This window comes from Microbacterium sp. C-MGS6 (genome assembly GCF_058140415.1).
In genome coordinates this window covers 121,249-142,137 of the sequence record NZ_CM176934.1, presented here as the reverse complement: position 1 = coordinate 142,137, position 20,889 = coordinate 121,249, and the positions used below count along the sequence as shown (strand labels likewise).

General features: G+C 70.4%; 20 protein-coding genes. 8 read left to right on the top strand and 12 right to left on the bottom strand.

Going from position 1 to position 20,889, the window contains the following annotated elements; all coding sequences use genetic code 11:
- The first annotated feature begins 218 nt into the window (after positions 1-218).
- Genes AC3B5L_RS00695 through AC3B5L_RS00685 form a run of 3 tightly spaced genes read left to right on the top strand, consistent with a single transcriptional unit; the run spans position 219 to position 3,400 of the window.
- Entirely contained in the window at positions 219-1,469 is a 1,251-nt protein-coding gene (locus AC3B5L_RS00695) for an extracellular solute-binding protein (protein WP_490096063.1), read from the top strand.
- Positions 1,470-1,499: 30 nt separating this feature from the next.
- Positions 1,500-2,471 (top strand): carbohydrate ABC transporter permease, encoded by a 972-nt coding sequence (locus AC3B5L_RS00690; protein WP_490096062.1) that lies wholly within the window; start codon positions 1,500-1,502, stop codon positions 2,469-2,471.
- Positions 2,472-2,473: 2 nt separating this feature from the next.
- Positions 2,474-3,400 carry a carbohydrate ABC transporter permease gene (locus AC3B5L_RS00685; RefSeq protein ID WP_025104200.1) on the top strand — a complete coding sequence of 309 codons (927 nt, stop codon included), beginning with the start codon at positions 2,474-2,476 and terminating at the stop codon, positions 3,398-3,400.
- A 138-nt stretch (positions 3,401-3,538) separates the two neighbouring features.
- Here the strand turns inward: AC3B5L_RS00685 and AC3B5L_RS00680 are convergent, their stop codons facing one another.
- Complete coding sequence (locus tag AC3B5L_RS00680; protein WP_490096061.1) at positions 3,539-4,702, bottom strand: ROK family protein; 1,164 nt, start codon at positions 4,700-4,702, stop codon at positions 3,539-3,541.
- A 122-nt stretch (positions 4,703-4,824) separates the two neighbouring features.
- Between AC3B5L_RS00680 and AC3B5L_RS00675 the strand changes: the two genes are divergently transcribed.
- The 4 genes from AC3B5L_RS00675 to AC3B5L_RS00660 all read left to right on the top strand — a co-directional run bounded on the left by AC3B5L_RS00675 (position 4,825) and on the right by AC3B5L_RS00660 (position 8,936).
- Positions 4,825-5,922, top strand: coding sequence for an ROK family transcriptional regulator (locus tag AC3B5L_RS00675; protein ID WP_490096060.1), 1,098 nt, complete (start codon positions 4,825-4,827; stop codon positions 5,920-5,922).
- Between the two features lie 105 nt (positions 5,923-6,027).
- Positions 6,028-6,621, top strand: coding sequence for a short chain dehydrogenase (locus tag AC3B5L_RS00670; RefSeq protein WP_187662870.1), 594 nt, complete (start codon positions 6,028-6,030; stop codon positions 6,619-6,621).
- On the top strand, positions 6,621-7,163 hold the full coding sequence (locus tag AC3B5L_RS00665; RefSeq protein WP_187662869.1) for a GNAT family N-acetyltransferase: 543 nt from the start codon (positions 6,621-6,623) through the stop codon (positions 7,161-7,163). Before AC3B5L_RS00670 ends, AC3B5L_RS00665 begins: the two co-directional genes overlap by 1 nt.
- Before the next feature lie 66 nt (positions 7,164-7,229).
- Entirely contained in the window at positions 7,230-8,936 is a 1,707-nt protein-coding gene (locus AC3B5L_RS00660; RefSeq protein WP_490096059.1) for a long-chain-fatty-acid--CoA ligase, read from the top strand.
- Between the two features lie 9 nt (positions 8,937-8,945).
- Here AC3B5L_RS00660 and AC3B5L_RS00655 read toward each other — a convergent pair whose 3' ends face one another.
- Positions 8,946-9,245 (bottom strand): chorismate mutase, encoded by a 300-nt coding sequence (locus AC3B5L_RS00655; RefSeq protein ID WP_025104206.1) that lies wholly within the window; start codon positions 9,243-9,245, stop codon positions 8,946-8,948.
- 62 nt (positions 9,246-9,307) lie between these two features.
- Between AC3B5L_RS00655 and AC3B5L_RS00650 the strand changes: the two genes are divergently transcribed.
- A complete protein-coding gene (locus AC3B5L_RS00650; protein WP_490096058.1) occupies positions 9,308-10,543 on the top strand; it encodes an AI-2E family transporter in 1,236 nt (411 codons plus the stop codon).
- A gap of 157 nt (positions 10,544-10,700) precedes the next feature.
- Here AC3B5L_RS00650 and AC3B5L_RS00645 read toward each other — a convergent pair whose 3' ends face one another.
- The 10 genes from AC3B5L_RS00645 to AC3B5L_RS00600 form a co-directional block, all read right to left on the bottom strand.
- Positions 10,701-11,621 carry an ABC transporter substrate-binding protein gene (locus AC3B5L_RS00645; protein WP_490096057.1) on the bottom strand — a complete coding sequence of 307 codons (921 nt, stop codon included), beginning with the start codon at positions 11,619-11,621 and terminating at the stop codon, positions 10,701-10,703.
- 34 nt (positions 11,622-11,655) lie between these two features.
- A complete protein-coding gene (locus AC3B5L_RS00640; protein ID WP_025104209.1) occupies positions 11,656-12,375 on the bottom strand; it encodes an ABC transporter permease in 720 nt (239 codons plus the stop codon).
- Positions 12,372-13,055, bottom strand: coding sequence for an ABC transporter permease (locus AC3B5L_RS00635; RefSeq protein ID WP_025104210.1), 684 nt, complete (start codon positions 13,053-13,055; stop codon positions 12,372-12,374). The genes AC3B5L_RS00640 and AC3B5L_RS00635 overlap by 4 nt, the downstream gene beginning before the upstream one ends.
- Entirely contained in the window at positions 13,052-13,912 is an 861-nt protein-coding gene (locus AC3B5L_RS00630) for an ABC transporter ATP-binding protein (protein ID WP_259954095.1), read from the bottom strand. Before AC3B5L_RS00630 ends, AC3B5L_RS00635 begins: the two co-directional genes overlap by 4 nt.
- A gap of 51 nt (positions 13,913-13,963) precedes the next feature.
- On the bottom strand, positions 13,964-14,266 hold the full coding sequence (locus AC3B5L_RS00625) for a DUF427 domain-containing protein (protein WP_060922325.1): 303 nt from the start codon (positions 14,264-14,266) through the stop codon (positions 13,964-13,966).
- A gap of 135 nt (positions 14,267-14,401) precedes the next feature.
- A complete protein-coding gene (locus tag AC3B5L_RS00620) occupies positions 14,402-15,838 on the bottom strand; it encodes a dihydrolipoyl dehydrogenase family protein (RefSeq protein ID WP_490096056.1) in 1,437 nt (478 codons plus the stop codon).
- Between the two features lie 460 nt (positions 15,839-16,298).
- On the bottom strand, positions 16,299-16,877 hold the full coding sequence (locus AC3B5L_RS00615; RefSeq protein WP_280565884.1) for a biotin transporter BioY: 579 nt from the start codon (positions 16,875-16,877) through the stop codon (positions 16,299-16,301).
- A 75-nt stretch (positions 16,878-16,952) separates the two neighbouring features.
- Positions 16,953-18,344, bottom strand: a complete 1,392-nt coding sequence (locus tag AC3B5L_RS00610) for an MFS transporter (RefSeq protein ID WP_280565882.1) — start codon at positions 18,342-18,344, stop codon at positions 16,953-16,955.
- Positions 18,345-18,411: 67 nt separating this feature from the next.
- Positions 18,412-19,515: a lactonase family protein gene (locus AC3B5L_RS00605; protein WP_280565881.1), complete on the bottom strand. Its 1,104-nt coding sequence runs from the start codon at positions 19,513-19,515 to the stop codon at positions 18,412-18,414.
- A 5-nt stretch (positions 19,516-19,520) separates the two neighbouring features.
- Positions 19,521-20,807, bottom strand: a complete 1,287-nt coding sequence (locus AC3B5L_RS00600; RefSeq protein ID WP_060922320.1) for an adenylosuccinate synthase — start codon at positions 20,805-20,807, stop codon at positions 19,521-19,523.
- Positions 20,808-20,889 lie beyond the last annotated feature (82 nt).

The window sequence follows — 20,889 nt, the reverse complement described above, 5'->3', positions numbered from 1 at the left end:
CATAGTATTTCGTCCCAGGAGAGCAACATCTTGATTTGTTTGTTTGCCTGACAAATAATCAGGACGAGTTCCCCCGAGCCCCCGCTCGGACGATCACGACCGCGCAGGCGGCGCGATCATCACGCACCGTCGCGTGGAGTGTTCTGCGACTGTGCACCACCCCCCTCTCCGGAGAGCGGATCCCGCCCGCTGGAGCAGCACCCACAGTGAGGAATGCAATGCCCATGAACAAGTCACGGCGATACGGGGCCGCAGCGGTCGCGGCCGTCGCCACGCTGTCGCTCGCATCCTGCGGTTTCGGTGGATCGGGAGGAGACAGCGGCGGCGGCGACGACGCCAGTACGCTCGACCTGCTCGTCCCCAGCTACTCCGACGCCACGAAGGGTCTCTGGGAAGACGTCATCGACGGGTTCACCTCAGAGAACCCCGACATCAAGGTCAACCTCGAGGTGCAGTCGTGGGACAACCTCGAGAAGGTCATTTCCACGAAGGTCCAGGCCGGCGAGGCGCCCGACATCTACAACGGCGGCCCCTTCGCGGGCTTCGTCGAGGACGAGCTGCTCTACCCCGTCGAGGAGGTCGTGTCCGACGACGTCTACTCCGACTTCCAGGACTCCTTCCTCGCCAACGCCGAGGTCGACGGCACCGCCTACGCGCTGCCGATGATCGCCTCCGCGCGCGCCCTGTTCGTCAACAACGACCTCCTCTCCCAGGCGGGCGTCGAGGCGCCGACCGACTGGGACTCCCTGCTCGACGCGGCGACCAAGGTGTCCGGGCTCGGCGGCGGCGTCGCGGGCTACGGCATGCCGCTCGGCTCGGAGGAGGCACAGGCCGAGGCCGCCGTGTGGCTCTGGGGCGGCGGCGGATCCTTCGGCGACGCATCGGAGATCACCATCGACACCCCGGAGAACCTCGTCGGCGCCGAGCAGATCAAGAAGATGATCGACGCCGGGGCGACCCAGGCCGACCCCGGCTCCACGCAGCGCTCCCCGCTGATGGACATCTTCATCCAGGGCAAGATCGGCATGCAGGTCGGCCTGCCGCCGACGGTCGGTCAGATCGCCGAGAACAACCCGGAGCTCGACTACTCCATCGTCCCGATCCCGACGAAGGACGGCTCGCCGTTCACCCTCGGCGTCATGGACCAGCTGATGGCGTTCGAGAACGACGGCGACAAGCAGGAGGCGGTCACGAAGTTCCTCGACTACTTCTACTCGCCCGAGGTCTACGTGCCGTGGGTGCAGGCGGAGGGCTTCCTCCCCGTCACGAAGTCCGGCGCCGAGGAGCTGTCCGGCGAGGAGGCCCTCAAGCCGTTCCTCGACGTGCTGCCCGACGCGCAGTTCTACCCGTCGACCAACCCGAAGTGGTCGGCCGCGGACGGCGCCTTCAAGTCGCTGTTCGGACAGATCCAGGACCAGCCGGCGGCCGATGTGCTGAAGCAGATCCAGGACCAGGTGGACGCGGGCTGACCCGCGGAACGGAGAGGTTCGGGAATCCCCATGAGCCAGACGACAGAATCCTCGAACCTCGCGGGGGCGGCCACCGGCCGCCCCCGCACCCCGGACGCCGGGACGGCCGTGCGCGGTCGCCCCGGCGGCCGGGACCTCCTCCAGGCGCTGCCCTGGATCGCCCCCGCACTGGTGCTCATCATCGGCGTGGTGCTGTTCCCCGCCGGCGTCATGTTCTTCAACTCCACGCGGGACATCTCGCTCTCGGGTCTGGACAAGGGCTCGGTCGGCTTCGACAACTTCGTGACCGTCTTCACGTTCCCGGAGTTCTGGCCGATCTTCGTCCGCACGATCGTCTGGGTCGTGTCGGTGGTGCTGTTCACGGTCGTCATCTCGCTCGGCCTCGCACAGATCCTCAACAAGGCGTTCCCGGGTCGCCAGCTCGTGCGGATGGCGGTCATCGTGCCGTGGGCCGCGTCGGTGGTGATGACCACGATGGTCTTCTACTACAGCCTCGAACCGTACTTCGGGGTGTTCAACAAGTTCCTCTACGACATCGGGCTCTCCCACGACGCGGTGGGCTACGGCTGGACGAAGAACCCGACGACGGCGTTCGCCTGGTCCATCGTCATCGCGGTGTTCGTGTCGCTGCCCTTCACGACCTACACGATCCTCGCGGGGCTTCAGGCGGTCCCCGCCGACGCGATCGAGGCCGCGAAGATGGACGGCGCCGGCGCCGCCAGGACCTACTGGTCGATCATCCTGCCGCAGCTGCGCAGCGCCCTCGCCGTGGCGATCCTCATCAACATCATCAACGTCTTCAACTCGCTGCCGATCCTCAAGGTGATGACCGGGTCCATCCCGGGCTACGGCGCCGACACGATCATGACCCTGATCTTCAAGTACATCGAGCTGCAGAAGAAGGTCGACGTCGCGAGCGCGCTGTCGGTCGTCGCCTTCCTCATCGTGATCGCGATCGTCGCGGCCTACGTCAAGATCGTCAAGCCCATGAAGGAGGTCTGATCATGACCGTGACCGAGACCGCCCTCGTGACCACCGCCGACTCCCGCGGACGACGCACCCCGCCGATCCCCGGCCGTCGGCGCCGCTACACCGCCGACCAGGTGACTCTGCCCCGGGTGATCCTGCGCACCGCCGCCGGGTTCCTCGTGCTCGCGATCTTCGTGCTGCCGTACCTCATCATGTTCTTCGGTTCGGTGAAGACGAAGGCGCAGATCCGCTCGGTCGACCCGACCTACCTCCCGGTGGAGTGGCACTGGGAGAACTACCTCACGATGTGGTCGACGCCCGAGACGCCACTGCCGTACAACCTCGTCTCGACCATCGTCATCTCCGTGTTCGCGACGCTCCTGGTGCTGCTCGTGTCGCTCCCGGCGGCGTATTACACGGCCCGGTTCCGCTTCCCCGGCCGCATGGTGTTCCTGTTCCTCGTGATCGTGACGCAGATGCTGCAGCCGGCCGTGCTCACCTCGGGCCTGTTCCGGCAGTTCACCGTCCTCGGCCTCGGCGACACCTGGACCGCGATGATCTTCATCAACGCGGCCTTCAACCTCTCGTTCGCGGTGTGGATCATGCACTCGTTCTTCGCCGGCATCCCGAAGGAGGTCGACGAGGCCGCGCAGATCGACGGCGCCGGGCGCCTCACGGTCCTGTTCCGGATCAACCTCCCGCTCGTCTGGCCGGGCATCGTCACCGCGATCGTGTTCACGTTCGTGGCCTGCTGGAACGAGTTCGCCGCCTCGCTGGTGATCCTGTCGACGGACAAGAACCAGCCGCTGTCGGTCGCGCTCACGAAGTTCGTCGGTCAGTACGAGACGAGCTGGCAGTACGTGTTCGGCGTCTCGATCGTCGCGATCCTGCCCGTCATCATCCTGTTCATGCTCATCGAGAAGCGTCTCGTCGGCGGCCTCACCGCCGGCAGCGTGAAGTAGACCACCCGGCTTCCGGTCCACCCCCCGGGTTCCCGTCCGGCACACCTGCACGACCGCGGCGCGCGTGCAGGGGTTCCGGACGGATCCGGTCGTGCGAACGTACCCGGGTCGTGCAGCCGGAACATCCGTCGGCAGAGGTCAGGGGCGGGGGCCGCCGGCGCGGAGCTGCTCGGGGCTCCATCGCACGCCGAGGACCGCGGTGAGGGCGGCCTGCGCGGCCCCGGCGGAAGGAGCGACGCGGGGATCGGCATACCGGATCGGCACGTCAGCGGTGCCGCGGGCGGGATATCCGCTCTCGGCGCGGACACGCTCCAGGAACCGGGGACCGAGCTCCGTCGCGGGACCGCCGATGACGACCTCGATCGGATCGAGCAGCGCCCCGATGAGCTTGATGGCACGGGCCAGGGCCCGCGCGCCGTCGTCGATCAGCGTCTGATCCGCACGGGAGACGAGGGTGCGGACGGCCGGCACGTCCAGCGCGTCCGAGAACTCCTCCCCCAGCATCGGTCCCATCGCGGCCGCCGACTCCAGACAGCCGCGGCGTCCGCAGCGGCACGGACGCGCGGCCTCGCCGAACACTACCTGCACATGCCCGATCTCCCCCGCACGGTCGCGAGGCCCCGGCGCGAGCTCTCCGTCGAGGGTGACCGCGGCGCCGATGCCGCCGCCGCTGTGGATGAACAGCCGGTATCCCGACGGGGCGGCGTCGAGACCGGCCTCCGCGATGGCCTCGGCGTCCACGTCGTTGACGAGGAGGACCGGGACGCCCGCAATGGTCTCGAAGCGCTCGGCCAGCGGCACCTCGTGCCACTCCAGCTGCACGCTCTCCAGCACCGTGCGCCCGTCGGTCGTTCCCGGGACCTGCACGCCGATCGCGAGCAGCCGCGCGCCGTAGGCGGCCACCACCTCGGCGACGGTCTCGTCCAGCACCCGGTCGCGGGTCTGCGTCGTGTAGGAGACGCTGCGGCGGGCGACCTCGGAGCCGTCGAGGGCGACGAGCGCCAGGTACGCACTGGTCGGCTGCACGACGAGCACGAGGATCAGATGATGCTCCGCGTCGATGCTGAGCGTGGTCGCGCGTTTGCCCCCCGTGCTCACCGCCTGCTCGCCCTCCGCGATGAGCCGGTGATCGATGAGTTCCGCGACGAGGGACGACGCGGTCGCCGCTGTGAGGCCGGTCGCCCGCGCGATCCCCGCGCGCGTCTGCGAACCGGACGCCTGGAAGACGAGTTGGAGCGCCCGCCGCAGGTTCGCTCGCCGAACCGCCGCCTGGGTGTCCAGCGCGTCGTCGTGGGTGAACATCTGCGAGTTCCTTCTCGGGGCCGAGGTCCGTCGATTGACAGCGCGCGTACCGCTCCGTACGCTCGGTCCGTTAGTTTATTCATTGAACTTAGTCAGCCCGAGCGTCGATCGGGAGGAGCATCATGCGCTACCCCCAGATCCTAGAGCGCGCCGCCGATCGGACACGAGACGCGCAGACGTCGTCCAACGGCCACGCTCGCGGCATCCGGGAACGCAACCGCGCGCTCGTCCTGCGCACGCTCATGGAGCAGTCGGCTCTCAGCCGCGCGGATCTCTCCCGGCTCACCGGTCTCGCCCGCCCCACCGTGTCGGACGTCGTGCGCGACCTGCTCGCCGACGGCGTGATCCGGGAGAGCGGACCCAGTCAGGAGTCCCGGCCGGGAAAGCCCGCCGTGATGCTCGAGTTCGACCAGCGCGTCGTGCAGGTCATCGCGCTCGACCTCTCCGTGCCCGGTGAGGTCATCGGGGCGCTGGCCTCGCCCGACGGTCGCCTCTCGCACCGCCTCCACCGGCCGCGCACCCCGGACGCCGCGGAAGCCGTCGCCGGTCTCGTCGCGGAGCTGCGGAGCCTCGCCGACGGTCCCGCGCTCGGCATCGGCATCGGTGTGCCCACCGGCTCCTCCGCGCTGCTCGGTCTCGGGCCACGACTCGCGGAGATCCTCGACGCCCCCGTGCACCTCTTCGACGACGCCGATCTCGTGGCCGACGCCGAGCAGCGGTTCGGCTCCGTCGGCACCGACTTCCTCCTCGTCCGCCTCGGCACCCGCATCGGCACCGCGATCCGCGTCGTCGGCGACGACGGCGCCCCGGTCGAACGATCCATCGGGGCCCGTGAGCTCGCGCACGTCGGTGCGGGCGGCGACCCCGGCGAGGTCTGCCTGTGCGGACGCGACGGCTGCGTCCACGCGTGGGCCGCGGCTCCCGCCATCGCCCGGCGCCTGGACGCCTCGGGAGCGGACCGCACGCAGGTGCTCGCCGCCGCGGGTGCGCGGCTCGGCACGTCGCTCTCGGTCATCGCCGCCGCCGTCGACCTGCCGACGATCGTGCTGAGCGGTCCCGACGAGATCGTCGGAGCCGCACTGGTCGACGCGACGGCCACCGCGGTCCGAGCCGCCTCGCACCCCTCTCTCGGGCCCACCGTGGTGCCGAGCGCGGTCGAAGACGCCGTCCTGCTGGGTGCGGCGACCCGCGTGGTGGCCGCCGAGTTCAGCCCTCGCTGACGGACGCGCCCGTCATCCGTCCCCTCCCGCCCGGAAGGGATGGGAGACTCGATCCCGCGGGGCGGCCGGTCCGTCGCCTCGATCCGTCCTGGGAGAGGAATCCGCATGAAGGCACTCGTGATCGGCGCGACCGGCAGCATCGGCGGGGTCGTCGCCGCCACCCTCGACGTCCGCGGACACGAGGTCGTGCGGGCGTCCCGCTCCGGCGAGCAGAGCGTGGACGTGACCGATCCCGCCTCCATCCGCAGCCTCTTCGAGCGGGTCGGCCCGGTCGATGCCGTCGTGGTCGCCGTGGGTTCCGTGCCCTTCAAGCCGCTCACCGATCTCGACCGCGACGACTACCTGTCCGCCTTCACCGGGAAGACCCTCGCGCAGCTCGACGTCGTGCGGATCGCCCTCGACCACGTGACCGACGGCGGCTCGATCACCCTCACCAGCGGCGTGCTCGCGCGAGAGCCGATCGCGTCGGGAGCGGCGGCGGCGATGGCCAACGGCGCCCTGGAGTCGTTCGTGATCACGGCGGCAGCCGAGGCCCCGCGGGGGATCCGCATCAACGCGGTCTCCCCCGACGTGCTGGCGAACTCCCCCGGGTACTTCTCGACCTTCCCCGGCCACCGCCCGGTCACCGACGACGAGGTCGGCCAGGCGTACGTGCGCGCGGTCGAGGGCATCGTCACGGGGCGGGTGCTCACCGTCTGATGGCGCTCTCTCTCACTCCCGTCCCCGCGCTGTCCACCGAGCGACTGGACCTCGTGCCGCTCGGACCCGAGCATCTCGACGGCACCTGGGCGGCGCTGCAGGAGCCCGAGGTGCTGCGGTTGACCGGCACCCACGCGCGCTTCACGCGCGAGGGCGTGGAGACCTGGCTCCGGTCGCTCGCCGACCGGGAGGACCGGGCGGATTGGGCGATCCTCCGTCGCGACGACGGCGCGCACATCGGCGAGGTGGTCCTCAGCGACCTGGACGAGGAGAACCTCTCCGCAGGGTTCCGCATCGCGCTCGCGGGTCCGCGGTGGTTCGGCGCCGGATACGGGACGGAGGCCACGCGCGCGGTGCTCCGTCACGCCTTCGACGCGGTGGGGCTGCATCGTGTGGAGCTCGAGGTGTACGCGTTCAACCCGCGGGCACAGCGCGCCTACGAGAAGGCCGGGTTCGTCGTCGAAGGCCGGCGCCGGGAGGCGCTGCGCTGGGACGGCGAATGGGTCGACGCGATCGTCATGGGCATGCTCGCGGACGGGTGACTGCCGCCGAACGGCGGTGAGCGCAAGGGGGAGGCGGAGCACAGGTCCGTGTCGGAGGATGAGGGTATGACCGACGCGCCGCTGTCCTCCCGTCCCTGGCTCCGCTCCTATGCCGAGGGCGTGCCGGCCGACATCGAGGAGCCGACGCAGACGCTGCCGGAGATGCTGGCCGCCGGCATCCGGCAGTACGCGCGGCGGCCCGCCCTCGAGTTCTTCGGCGCCGTCACGAGCTACCGGGACCTCGGTGAGCAGATCGACCGCGCTGCGGAAGGACTCCGCCACCTCGGGGTCACGAAGGGCGACCGGGTGGCGCTGGTGCTGCCGAACTGCCCGCAGCATGTCGTCGCCTTCTACGCGGTCCTGCGTCTCGGCGCGATCGTCGTCGAGCACAACCCGCTCTACACGGCGCGAGAGCTGCGCCACCAGTTCGAGGACCACGGGGCCCGGGTCGCGATCGTGTGGGACAAGGTCGCCGACACCGTGGCGGGATTCCCGGACGATCTCCGGGTCGACCACATCGTGAGCGTCGACCTCACGGCGGCGATGCCCCTGTCGAAGCGCCTCCTGCTGCGACTCCCGGTCCCGAAGGCCCGGGCGTCCCGGGCGAAGCTGACCGGCACGCCGCGCGCGCGGCACCTGACGCCGTGGAAGAAGCTCGTGTCCCACCGGCGGCTTCCCCGACGGACGCCCGCGCCGTCGCTCGGCGACACCGCCGTCCTGCAGTACACGAGCGGCACGACAGGGATTCCCAAGGGGGCCATCCTCACCCATGCGAACCTGCGGGCCAACGCGATGCAGGGGCGGGCCTGGGTGCCCGGGCTCCGCGACGGCGAGGAGACCTTCTACGCCGTGCTTCCGCTCTTCCACGCGTACGGCCTCACCCTGTGCCTCACGTTCGCCCTGAGCATCGGGGCCAAGGTCGTGCTGTTCCCGACGTTCGACCTGGGCCTCGTGACCGACGCCGCCCGCACGAGCCCGCCGACCTTCCTCCCCGCCGTCCCGCCGATCTACGATCAGCTGGCACGGGCGGCGGGACGCGGCACCGTCGACCTGGCGAGCGTCCGGTTCGCGATCTCCGGGGCCATGAGCCTCCCCGTCGAGACCGTGCGGCGCTGGGAGGAGGCGACCGGGGGGCTGCTCGTCGAAGGCTATGGGATGACCGAGGCCTCCCCCGTCGCGCTCGGCAACCCGATGGGTCCGACCCGGCGGCCCGGCACGGTGGGAGTGCCGTTCCCGAGCACCGAGATCCGCGTCGTCGATCCCGACGACCCCGACGCCGACGTGCCCACGGGCGAGCCCGGCGAGCTGCTGCTGCGCGGACCGCAGGTTTTCCAGGGCTACTGGGGTCGGCCGGGGGAGACCGCCGAGGCCCTGTTGCCGGACGGCTGGCTCCGTACCGGCGACATCGCGGAGGTCTCACCGGACGGATTCGTCACCATCGTCGAACGCCGGAAGGAGCTCATCATCACCGGCGGCTTCAACGTCGCGCCCAGCGAGGTGGAGAACGCGCTCGAAGCCCACCCGGACGTCGTGGCGGCGGCCGTCGTCGGGCTGCCCCGGTCGAGCGGCGGCGAAGAGGTCGCGGCGGCCGTGGTACTCCGTGAGGGTGCCGCCGAGGACATGGAGGGGCTCCGCGACTTCTGCCGTACGCGGCTGACCGCCTACAAGGTGCCGCGGCGCATCACCGCCGTCGACGACCTCCCGCGGTCGCTCATCGGCAAGGTGCTGCGGCGCGAGGTGCGCGATCGGCTGCTCGCGGCGCGCGGGGCCTGACGAGCGGAGTCAGCGTCCCTCGGCGGCCTCGGTGTGGTGCCGGATGACCTCGGCGACGACGAAGTTGAACCACTTCTCCGCGAACTCCGGGTCGAGGTGGGCGTCTTCGGCGAGCGCCCGGAGCCGGGCGACCTGCTGCTCCTCGCGGTTCGGGTCGGACGGCGGCATCGCGTGCTCGGCCTTCAGGTGTCCCACCTGCTGTGTGGCGCGGAACCGCTCCGCGAGCAGGAAGATCAGGGCCGCGTCGATGTTGTCGATGCTCGCACGCAGCCGGAGCAGTTCGGCCTTCGGATCCTCAGCGGCAGTCATGCCCCTACTCTAGAGCCGCAGATCACCCTGCCCCCGACGAGGGGCACCGCTATCGTGTGCTCATGAGCAACGACCAGTCGCCGGCCTCCGCTCCGCAGGATGACCAGGGCAGCCGCGCCCCGGAATCCGCCCCCTCCCCCGTCGATGCCGCGCTCGTCGGCGCCGCGGTGGAGGCGCCGGGAAACACGCCGATGGCGCCCAGCCCGCCCCGGCCCGTGGTGATCGAGCCGACCACGCCGAGCCGCTCGTTCTGGACGCGGATCGATCGGCCGTTCGTCTTCGGGTTCCTCGTGACGCTCGGCGGCCTCGGGGCGCTCGTGATCGGCAGCGCGCTCTACAACCTCTCCACCGTGCTCATCTACATCGCGCTCGCGCTGTTCGCCGCGCTCGGCCTCGACCCGGCCGTCCGCTTCCTGGAACGCCGCGGGCTGTCCCGCGCGCTCTCCGTCGTGGTGACGATCCTCGCCCTCATCGTCGTCGTCGGCCTCGTCCTCTGGATGATCGTTCCCATCGTCGTCGAGCAGATCGCGGGCTTCGTGAAGTCGGTCCCCGGCATGATCCGGGACTTCACGAAGTCCGACATCTACGCCACCCTCAACGACCAGTTCGGCGACCAGTTCCAGGACCTCGTATCGGAGGTGGAGAAGTTCCTGTCGGACTTCGGCAACCTCGCGACGATCGGCGGAGGCGCGCTGCAGGTCGGTGCGTCCATCGCGAGCGGCATCTCGGGCGCGATCGTCGTGCTCGTACTGACCCTGTACTTCGTCGCGACGCTCCCGGCCATGCGCCAGGGGCTGCTGCGCCTCGTCCCGGCCCGCGACCGCGGCCGCGCGGACGACATCTCCCAGCAGATCACCGACTCCGTGGGTGGTTACGTGATGGGGATGGTGGTCCTCGCCTTCTGCAACGCGACCCTCGCCCTCATCCTCTACACCGTCCTCGGTCTGCCGTTCCCGCCGCTCATGGCCGCCATCGCCTTCTGCGTCACGCTCATCCCGCTGGTCGGCTCGGTGCTGTTCTGGATGATCGGCACCATCCTCGCGCTGTTCACGAACCCGATCGCCGCCCTGATCTTCGCCGCGATCTACCTCGTCTACATGCAGATCGAGGCGTATGTGCTCACGCCGCGGGTCATGAACAAGGCCGTCGCGGTGCCGGGCTCGCTCGTCGTCATCGGCGCTCTCGCCGGCGGCACGCTCCTCGGCCTGCTCGGCGCTCTGGTGGCCGTGCCCGTCACCGCCTCGATCCTCATCATCGTCAAGCAGGTGGTCGTGCCGAAGCAGGACGCTCGGACCTGACCCCGCCCCGTGCACAACTCCGGAGATTCGGGGCGACACGCCGTCGGCCGGGGGTCCTCCGCGGCGTGTCGGGCGAGATCTCCGGAGTTGTGCACGCCGGCGGGCGAGAACGACGAAGCGCCCGGGCCCTGAGGGCCGGGCGCTTCGCGGGAACGACTCAGATGAGGTCGTTGTCCGTGAGCCACTGCTTCGCGATGTCCTCCGCCGACTTCTGGTCGACCGTGCTCTGCACGTTGAGGGCGACGAGCTCCTCGGCGGTCAGCTTGGCGCTGATGCCGTTGATGACGTCGGCGATCTCGTCGGCCACGTCGCTGGACGCGATCGGCACGACGTTGGAGGCCAGGATGATGTTCTCCGGGTCCTCCAGCGCCACGATGTCCTCGGTCTGGAATGCGGGGTCGGCGGAGTAGATGTCCGCCACCTGGATCTCGCCGGCGAGCAGCGACTCCAGCGTCGTGGGACCGGTGGCCGAGAACGCCAGGTCGACGCCGTAGACCTTCTTGGCCGCAGCCGGACCGTACGGGCGCTGCTCGAACTCGGGTGCCGCACCGATCGTGACCGGGGTGGTCACGTCCGCGAGGTCGGCGATCGAGGTGAGGTCGTTCTCCTCGGCGAAGCTCTTGAGCACCGTGTAGGTGTCCTGGTCGGACGCCTCGGCGTAGTCGAGCGCGGTGAGGCCGTCCGGGAGCGCGTCCTTCAGCGCGGCGTAGACGTCGTCCGGGCTCGTGGCGGTCGCATCCTTGTCCAGGTACTCGAGCAGGTTGCCCGTGTACTCCGGGAACAGGTCGATCGCCCCGGACTCGACGTCCGGCATGTAGGCGTCGCGCTGGCCGATGCTGAACTGACGGTCGACGTCGAAGTCGGCGGCCTCGAGCGCCTGCGCGTAGATCTCGGCGATGATCTCGTTCGAGTAGTAGGCCTGCGAGCCGATGACGATGGTGTCGCTGCCCCCACCGTCGCCGGAGTCGTCGGTGGGCGCGTCCAGGGGGTTGCTGTTGGCGCAGCCGGAGAGGGCGAGGGCGGCGGCGAGCGCGACGCCGCCGGCAAGGGCGAGGCGGGACTTTCGTGCGGTGAACATGGACTTCCTCTTCTCTGGGGGACGATGCTGTGGGTCAGGCGGGTGCGGCCGCGGGGGCGGTCGCCCGGGCGCGGCGGCGTTGCGGACGGGTGCGCACACCGCGGGGCACCGCGGCGTGCTGGGCGAGCGCGAGCAGGAGGTCGACGAGGAGCGCGAGCACCGCGACGAGGATCGCGCCGCCGAGCACCTGGTCGAAACGGCGGAGCGGGATGCCCTGGATGATCGGCCAGCCGAGGCCGCCGAGGTTCACGTAGGCCGCGATCGTCACCGTGGCGATCACCTGCAGCAGCGCCGAACGGAGGCCGCCGACCAGCAGCGGCATGCCGAGCGGCACCTCGACCTTCCAGAACACCTGCCAGCCGGTCATCCCCATCGCCCGCGCCGCATCGATGGTTCGGCGATCGACTGCCTCCAGGCCCGTGTAGGCGCCGGCCAGCAGGGACGGGATCGCCAGGACGACGAAGGTGATGATCGCCGCCAGCGGCGTGCGCAGCACGCCCAGCAGAAGCACCAGGAGGACCATGAGTCCGAAGGACGGGATGGCGCGGGCCGCTCCGGAGACGGCGACCGCGATCTCCCGCCCCTTCCCGGTGTGCCCGATGAGCCAGCCGAGCGGTACGGCGATCACCGCGGCGATCAGCACGGAGACCACCGTGTAGAAGACATGCTGGCCGAACAGGACGGGGAGGGAGTACGTCCCGACCCAGCGGTCGGGGGAGAACAGCCAGGCGAAGGCCTCGGTGAACACGTTCATGCGGCCGTCCTCAACGTGATCGTCCGACGCGCGGCGGCGGGGGTGGCCGCCGCCCGCGTCCACGGCATGAGTGCACGCCCGAGGAGCACGAGCAGGAGGTCGATGACCAGAGCGATGACGACGACGGCGACGATGCCGGTGAAGACCTCGGCGAGGATGCGGCGCTGGAGGCCGTTCGTGAACAGGTAGCCGAGGTTCGTGACGCCGACGAGGATGCCGACCGTCGCGAGCGAGATGGTGCTCACCGCCGCCACGCGGAGGCCCGCGAGGATGACCGGCCCTGCGAGCGGGAAGTCGACCGTCCAGAAGCGGCGGAACCCGCCGTAGCCCATCGCGACCGCGGACTGCCGGATCGCGGGGTCGACCGAGTCCAGGCCGTCGGACACCGCGCGGACGAGGATCGCGATCGCGTAGATCGTCAGGCCGATGACGAGGTTGGCCGGGCTGCGCGCCGGGTAGCCCGCCACGGACGGCAGCAAGATCAGGAGGGCGAGGGAGGGGATCGTGTAGAGCAGCCCTGTCAGGACGATGACCGGACCCTTCACGAGCTGATATCGCCAGGCCACCCACCCCAGTGGGAGCGCCAGCACGAAACCGAGCACGATCGCGATCGCGCTCTGCTGCAGGTGCACCGCGGTGAGCTCGAGGATCAGCCCGAGGTTGTCGCCGACCCAGTTCACGGGGCCGCCTTCATCGCATCTGCTCCGTCGACCACGCCCTCCGGCGCATCGACGATCGCTCCCTGCGTGCGGCCCTCGGAGTCGACGACCACGGTCCCGCGCGGGGTCTGCTTGAGATGCAGCGCGCGGCGGCCGCGGTCGGCTCCGATGAACGAGGAGACGAAGTCGTCGGCCGGGTTCTCGATGATCTCGCTCGGGCTGCCGACCTGCACGATCCGGGCGCCCTTGTCGAGGATGACGACCTGGTCGCCGAGGAGGAACGCCTCGTCGATGTCGTGCGTGACGAACACGACCGTCTTGTCGAGCTCGTGCTGCAGCCGCAGGGTCTCCTGCTGGAGGTCGGCGCGCACGATGGGGTCGACCGCTCCGAACGGCTCGTCCATGAGGAGGATGTTCGGATCGGCGGCGAGCCCGCGGGCCACCCCGACGCGCTGCTGCTGACCGCCTGACAACTGGCTCGGGTACCGCTCGGCGAGCGCCTGGTCGAGGCCGACGGTCGTGAGCAGCTCGCGAGCACGCTCATGCGCCTGTGTGCGCTTCACCCCGTTCAACCGCAGCACGGTGGCCACGTTGTCGATGACGGTGAAGTGCGGCATGAGCCCGGAGTTCTGCATCACATAGCCGATGCGCCGGCGCAGGGCGACCGGGTCGCCCGAGAGCACGCTCTCCCCGTCGATCTCGACCTCCCCCGACGTCGGCTCGACCATGCGGTTGATCATCCGCAGCAGGGTGGTCTTCCCGCAGCCGGAGGATCCGACGAACACGGTGGTCTTGCGGGAGGGCAGCACGAGGCTGAAGTCGTCCACGGCGAGCGTCCCGTCGGGGAAGCGCTTCGTGACGTTGCGGAACTCGATCATGAGGTGTCTCTCCGACGGTCGTTCGGACGTGCGGTCGTGCGTCGTGCGGGACTAGGCCGAGACCTCGACGCCCGGGGCGAAGGCGACGTAGCCGGAGAAGTCCTTGCCGACCCGGTCGAACGCCGACGGGTACGGATGCGGGTACGACCACGCGAGATCCTTGTGCAGCTCTCCGTCGACCTGGACGGAGTAGTACTGGCACTCGCCCTTCCACGGACACGTGTACGGGGTGGGGCTCTCGACGAGGGCGTCCGGCGCGACGGATGCCGGCGGGAAGTACCAGTTCCCCTCGATGCGGATGAGGTCGTCCTGGTCGGCCTCGGCGATGACGTTTCCTGCGAGTACAGCCTTCATGGTCCTGCCTCCTCGGATGTGGGTTCGAGCGTATAAGACGGGTGCGACATCCGGCACCGGGTTGTGCGCGGGGTCGTCAATCTGGGACATATTGCGCGTTCTGTTCGTCACGCGTCCGGAATCGGATTGCCCGGCTCAGGCCGAGTCGCGGCCGTAGCCCTCCAGCAGCCGCAGCCAGATCTCGCTGATCGTGGGGTAGGAGGGCACCGCGTGCCAGAGTCGGGCGATCGGGACCTCCCCGACGATCGCGATGGTCGCGGCGTGGACGAGCTCGGCGACCTCCGGGCCGACGAAGGTCGCCCCGATCACGACGTCGCGGTCGGTGTCGACGACCAGGCGCGCCTGCCCGGCGAAGCCGTCCTCGTACAGGCTCGCGCCCGCCACCCAGCCGAGGTCGTAGTCGACGGCCCGGACGGCGGTGCCGGCCTCGCGGGCCGCCGCCTCGGTGAGTCCGACCGATCCGACCTCCGGGATCGAGAAGGTGACCTGGGGCACCGCGGCGTGATCGGCCGTGGCGGCGTGACGCCCCCAGGGGGCGTCGTCGACGCCGTCGCCCTTCGCGCGGGCGGCGATGACGTCGCCCGCCGCGCGCGCCTGGTACTTGCCCTGGTGGGTCAGCAGCACACGGCCGTTGACGTCGCCCACGGCGTAGAGCCAGTCGTGTCCGGGGACGCGGAGGGTGTCGTCGGTCTCGATCCAGCGGCCCGGTTCGAGTCCGACAACGTCGAGGCCGATGTCGGCGCTGCGCGGAGAGCGTCCGGTCGCCACGAGCACCTCGGCGGCGGTCACGGTCTCCCCGCCGTCGAGCGTGATCGTCACCCGGTCGCCGTCGCGGTGCACTGCGGTCGTGCCGGTGTCGGTGCGGACGTCGACGCCGAGCTCACGCAGGCCGTCGGCCACCCGCTCCCCGGCGAAGGGCTCCATCCCGCCCAGCAGCCCGCTGCGCGCGAGGAGCGTCACCGACGAGCCGAGCGCGGCGTACGCGGTGGCCATCTCGACCGCGACCACGCCGCCGCCGATCACGGCGAGGCTCTCGGGCAGCTCCTCGGCACTGGTCGCCTCGCGACTCGTCCACGGCGAAGCCTCCCGCAGACCCTCGATCGGCGGGATGACCGCGTCCGAGCCGGTGCTGATGGCGACCGCGTGACGGGCGCGCAGCACGCGGGTGCCGCCGTCCTGGCCGGTCACGGTCACCTCGCGCTCCCCGGTCAGCCGGCCGTGGCCTCGGGCGAGGTCGATGTGGGCGGACTCGAGCCACTTCACCTGTCCGTCGTCGGACCAGTTGCTCGTGAAGGAGTCGCGGCGCTCGAACACCGCCCGCACGTCGAGGGTGCCGGTGACGGCCTGCGCGGCGCCGGCGACGTGCTGCGCGGCACGGAGCGCCTGGGCCGAACGGAGCAGGGCCTTCGACGGCATGCAGGCCCAGTACGAGCACTCCCCGCCGACGAGCTCGCTCTCCACGATGATCGCACTGAGACCGCCCTGCACGGCACGGTCCGCCACGTTCTCCCCGACCGGACCACCGCCCAGCACGATGAGGTCGTATTCGTCGGTCTTCTCGGCAGCAGTCATGCTCGCCCCTCTCGTGGCCGCATCGGTCCGTGGCCCAGTCTCGCTCATGAGGAACGTCGAGTCACGGGTGAGTTGTTCCCGTCGGCCGATATGCCCGTCTTCCCCGGGGGTCCCCGTCCCGGATGCACGACGTTCCTTCCGACGACGTTCCGGGTGCACGATCCGAGTGCGGCTGCGCGACTCGGACGGGACCGATCCGCCGGCAGACGTGACCTGGTCGTGCATCCGGACCAGGAACCAGGGACTCGTCCCGGCGGGGTACGGGTCCGGATTCCGGTCGGCGAGCCGGGTCCGAGGTTCCGGATGCACGACGTGGGGACGGTCGCTCGATCCGGACGGGGCGATCCTCCGGCAGACGTGCCACGGTCGTGCATCTGGAACAGGACGGACGGAGTCGACGGGACGGACGGAGTCGACGGAACGGACGGAGTCGACGGGACCGGAAAGGGCGGCCCGAGAGTCAGGCGACGACGGAGGGGACGCGGCGGGGGTCGGCGAAGGCCCGGGGATAGGCGCGACGGAGGGCCATGACGATGAGGGTGGCCGCGGTCACCTTGATGAGGTCGCCGGGAAGGAAGGCCAGGGTCGAGAGGGCCGTGAGGTCGAGCGGGACGCCGGTGACGAGGGCCTGCACGGGGATGCCGAAGGCGTAGACGACGAGGACGCCGCCGACGAACGCCGCGATCGCGGCGCGCCACCAGGTCGGGCGGCCGGTGCGCATCAGGAGTCCGATGACGACGACACCGGCGACCCACCCGAGCAGATATCCCGCCGTGGGGCCGACGAAGACCCCGAGTCCGCCACGCCCGCCCGCGAGCACCGGGAGACCGATCGCCGCGAGCACGAGGACGAGTGCGACCGACCATGGCGCGACACGCGGTCCGAGGACGAGACCCGCCAGCATGACGGCGAGTGTCTGTCCGGTGATGGGCACCCCGCCGGGCAGCGGGACGACGACCGTGCCGAGCACGATGATGAGCGCGGCGAAGACGGCGACGCGGCCGAGGGTCGCCGAGGTGTCGCGGGTCGTGGGGGTCATCGGTCAATCCTTCCTGAACGGTGTTCACCTGAACACCGTTCATCAGGCTAGAGGGCGGGCCACGCGGGGCGCAAATCACCCCGCGGCGGCCGGGTCGACACCCCTCGTCCGCGGAGCGAGGACGGCCGCTCCCGCCCCGACCACGGCGGCGAGGGCGAACACCCCGGCGAACGGATCCACCCCTGCCGCAGCCCCGAGGGCGACGAAGAGCGAGCCCGTGACGGCGAGGGCGAGCGCACTGCCGAACGAGTCAGCCACGGTCATGGCGCCACTGTTGAACCCCTGTTCCGCGGGGGACGACATCGCCAGGACGAGAGCGCTCGTGCGCGGGCTCATCAACCCCATCCCGGCGCCGGCGACGATCCAGGCGAACGCGGCGAGCAGCGCGGGCGCCTGCATCACGGTGATCACCAGGACGAGCGCGATCCCGACGACCACGAGGATCGTCCCCACCCGCACGGCCGTCACGCTCGACAGGCGCTCGCCCATCCGCCCTTGGACGGTCGCCGCCGCCGACCAGGCGAGCGCACCCCCGGTCAGCGCGAGCCCGGCGAGGGTCGGCGACAGCAGGTATCGATCCGTGAGCAGGTACGGCAGGTAGATCTGCGTCCCGAAGAACGCCGCCGCCCCCAGACCGCGGACCAGGATCACCGACGGCAGCCCCCTATGGGCGACGAGGGTGCCCCGAGGAACGAGTGGGCGCACCGCCGCGACCGCGACCACCACCGCCACCGCCGAAAGGAACGGACCGGCGACCGGGACCTCTCCCACGAGGTCGAGGGCGAGCACCGCGACGGCGGCGAGCACCGACCATCCCAGCCGTCCGAGCGCCCAGGGCGTGTTCGCGTCCCTGCTGCGGGCGAGTCCCCGGAGAGCCGGGACGACCATCAGCAGTGCGAGCACGACGAGGACCACGACCCCGAGGAAGACCCAGTGCCAGCTCCACACCTCCGTGACCGCTCCTGCGATCGTCGGACCGATGAGGGAGGGGATGACCCACGCGGCGGCGAACCCCGCGAAGATCGCCGGGTGCAGCGACGTCGGATACACCCGGGCGACCACGACGTAGAGCGCCACCATGAGCCCGCCGTTGCCGAGCCCCTGGGCGAAGCGCCCGGCGACGAGCACCTCCATGCTCGACGCGAGCCCCGCGACGAGCAGCCCTACCGTGAACAGGACGACGGACGCATACAACGGCACCACGGGACCCCGCCGGTCCGACCAGTTTCCGGCCGCGACCATGCCGATCACGCTCGTCGCGAGCGGCCCGGCGAAGGCGAGCGCGTACAGCCGCTCTCCGTCGAGGTCGGCGCTGACCGCGGGCATCACCGTGGTGACCGCCAGTGATTCGAAGGCGCCGAGGAACACGAGGGCGCAGGCGCCGATCGTGATCCAGACGTACTCGCCACCGAGGATGCGGGGCGGGGCGGGCGTGGACGGCGCAGCGCGCCCGGTCTCGGTCGTCATGAGGACGACGCTAGAACCTCAAGAATGGTTGAGGTCAAGCCCGGGGTACGCGCAGCCCCGCACAGGCTCAGCGGAGCGGGAGGATGCTCGTCGGTGCGGGAGCCTGCGCCTCGTGCCGAACTCCGAGCGGGGCTCCCGTGCGGTCATCGAGGTCGAGCAGCGTCACGGTGTCGGAACGTTGCCCTGCGACGAGGAGCTTGCCCTGGTAGACGAGGTGATGCCGCGGCCAGTCGACACCGGAATCGGCGAGCGCGACGGGCTCCAGAGCCTCGCCGCTGCCACGCACCCGCAGTGCCGCGATGGTGTTGCTGCCGCGCAGAGCGGTGTAGAGGAACTGACCGTCCTTGGTGCGGGCGAGCTCGGCGGGGAAGTCCACGCCGACCTGTGCGATGGGGCTCGCCGGAGCCGAGGAGACGACGCTCCAGGTGCCGTCGGCGGCCGCTGCGAGCGTGAAGACCTCGCACGAGTACTCCGTCACGATGTGCAGGTGGCCACTCGGATGCACGACCATGTGCCGCGGGCCGGTGCCGCGCGGGAGCACGACCTCCTGATCGAGGGCGAGCCCACCACCCTGCAGGCGCCAGAACCGGACGAGATCGAACCCGAGATCGGTCGTCACCACGCGGCCGTCCGGGAGGAAGGCGGCGGCGTGCGCGTGGGATGCGCGGTCCGCGGCGCCGTACGGATCGACCGCGGCGATGCCATCGCCGGCGGGAGTGACGGGAGCCGCGTCCGGATCGCCGTCGCCGAACAGGGCGGCACGCAGGGCCGCGGCTGCATCCTCCTTCGCCGGGACAAGCTGGCCATCGGCGGCGAGCCCGAAGCGGACGACCCGCCCGTCGCCGTAACAGCTGGCGACGAGCGTCTGGCCGTTCGGCGACACCGCGAGATGGCAGACGCCGTCCCCCGTCGGCACCGGATCGCCCAGCGGGGACAGCGCCATATCGCCCGTGCGCACGAACGCCTGCACGGCGGCATCGCCCTCCAGCGCCGCGTACACGACGTCGAGGGACGGATGCGCCGCCAACCACGACGGCGACGGCGTCTGCGTCACGGGTCCGCGGTAGGCGAGCGTCGTGGCCTCACGGCCCTCGTCACCGGCCAGCACGCCGATCCCCTCGGCGGAGCCTTCCATCGCCGGGCCGTAGCCCCCGAGCCAGAACCGTGTCATGCCGATCAGTCGAGCAGGTCGTGACGCACGATCACCTGATCGCGCTCCGGGCCGACGCCGATCACCGAGATGCGGGTGTTGCTCATCTCCTCCAGCGCGAGCACGTAGTCCTGCGCCGTCTGCGGAAGATCCTCGAAGGTGCGCGCGGTCGAGATGTCCTCGCTCCACCCGGGGAAGTACTCCAGGATCGGCTTCGCGTGGTGGAAGTCGGTCTGGTTCACCGGCACCTCGTCGAAGCGCTCCCCGTCGACGTCGTAGGCCACGCACACGGGGATCTTCTCGAGCCCGGTGAGGATGTCGAGCTTGGTCAGCACGAGGTCGGTGATGCCGTTGATGCGCGTGGCGTAGCGGGTGATGGGGGCGTCGTACCAGCCGACGCGGCGCGGGCGCCCGGTCGTGGTGCCGAACTCGAAGCCCTGCTTGCGCAGCCAGTCGCCCTGCTCGTCGAACAGCTCGGTCGGGAACGGGCCGGAGCCGACGCGGGTCGTGTAGGCCTTGACGATGCCGACGATGCGGTCGAGTGCGCCGGGACCGACGCCGGACCCGGTCGAGGCGCCGCCGGCCGTGGCCGAGGACGACGTGACGAACGGGTAGGTGCCGTGGTCGATGTCGAGCATCGTGGCCTGGCCACCCTCGAACACGACGACCTCGCCGCGGCTCAGTGCCTGGTCGATGAGGTAGCCGGTGTCGGCGACCATCGGACGCAGACGCTCGGCGTAGGAGAGCAGGTCGTCGACGATCTCGTCGCAGGTGACGGCGCGGCGGTTGAAGACCTTCACCAGGAGGTGGTTCTTCTGGTCGAGGGCGCCCTCGACCTTCTGGCGCAGGATGTTCTCGTCGAAGAGGTCCTGAACGCGGATGCCGACGCGGTTGATCTTGTCGGCGTAGGCCGGGCCGATGCCGCGGCCCGTGGTGCCGATGTTGCGCTTGCCGAGGAAGCGCTCCGTGACCTTGTCGAGCGTGCGGTGGTACTGCGTGATGATGTGCGCGTTGGCGCTGACCTTGAGCCGCGAAACGTCGATGCCTCGGGCGGACAGGGCCTCCAGCTCGGAGAAGAGGACTTCGAGGTCGATGACCACGCCGTTGCCGATGACCGGGTTCACGCCGGGCGACAGGATGCCGGAGGGCAGCAGGTGGAGGGCGTACTTCTCGTCGCCGACGACGACGGTGTGCCCGGCGTTGTTGCCGCCGTTGAACTTCACCACCCAGTCGGTGCGCTCACCGAGCAGATCGGTGGCCTTGCCCTTTCCTTCGTCGCCCCACTGCACGCCGACGATCACGATTCCTGGCATGGGTAACCCCCTGGATGATGCCTCTCGCCGGGATTCCACCGGCGGATGAGCTGGCCCGATCGGGCTCTCCCATCCTATCGGC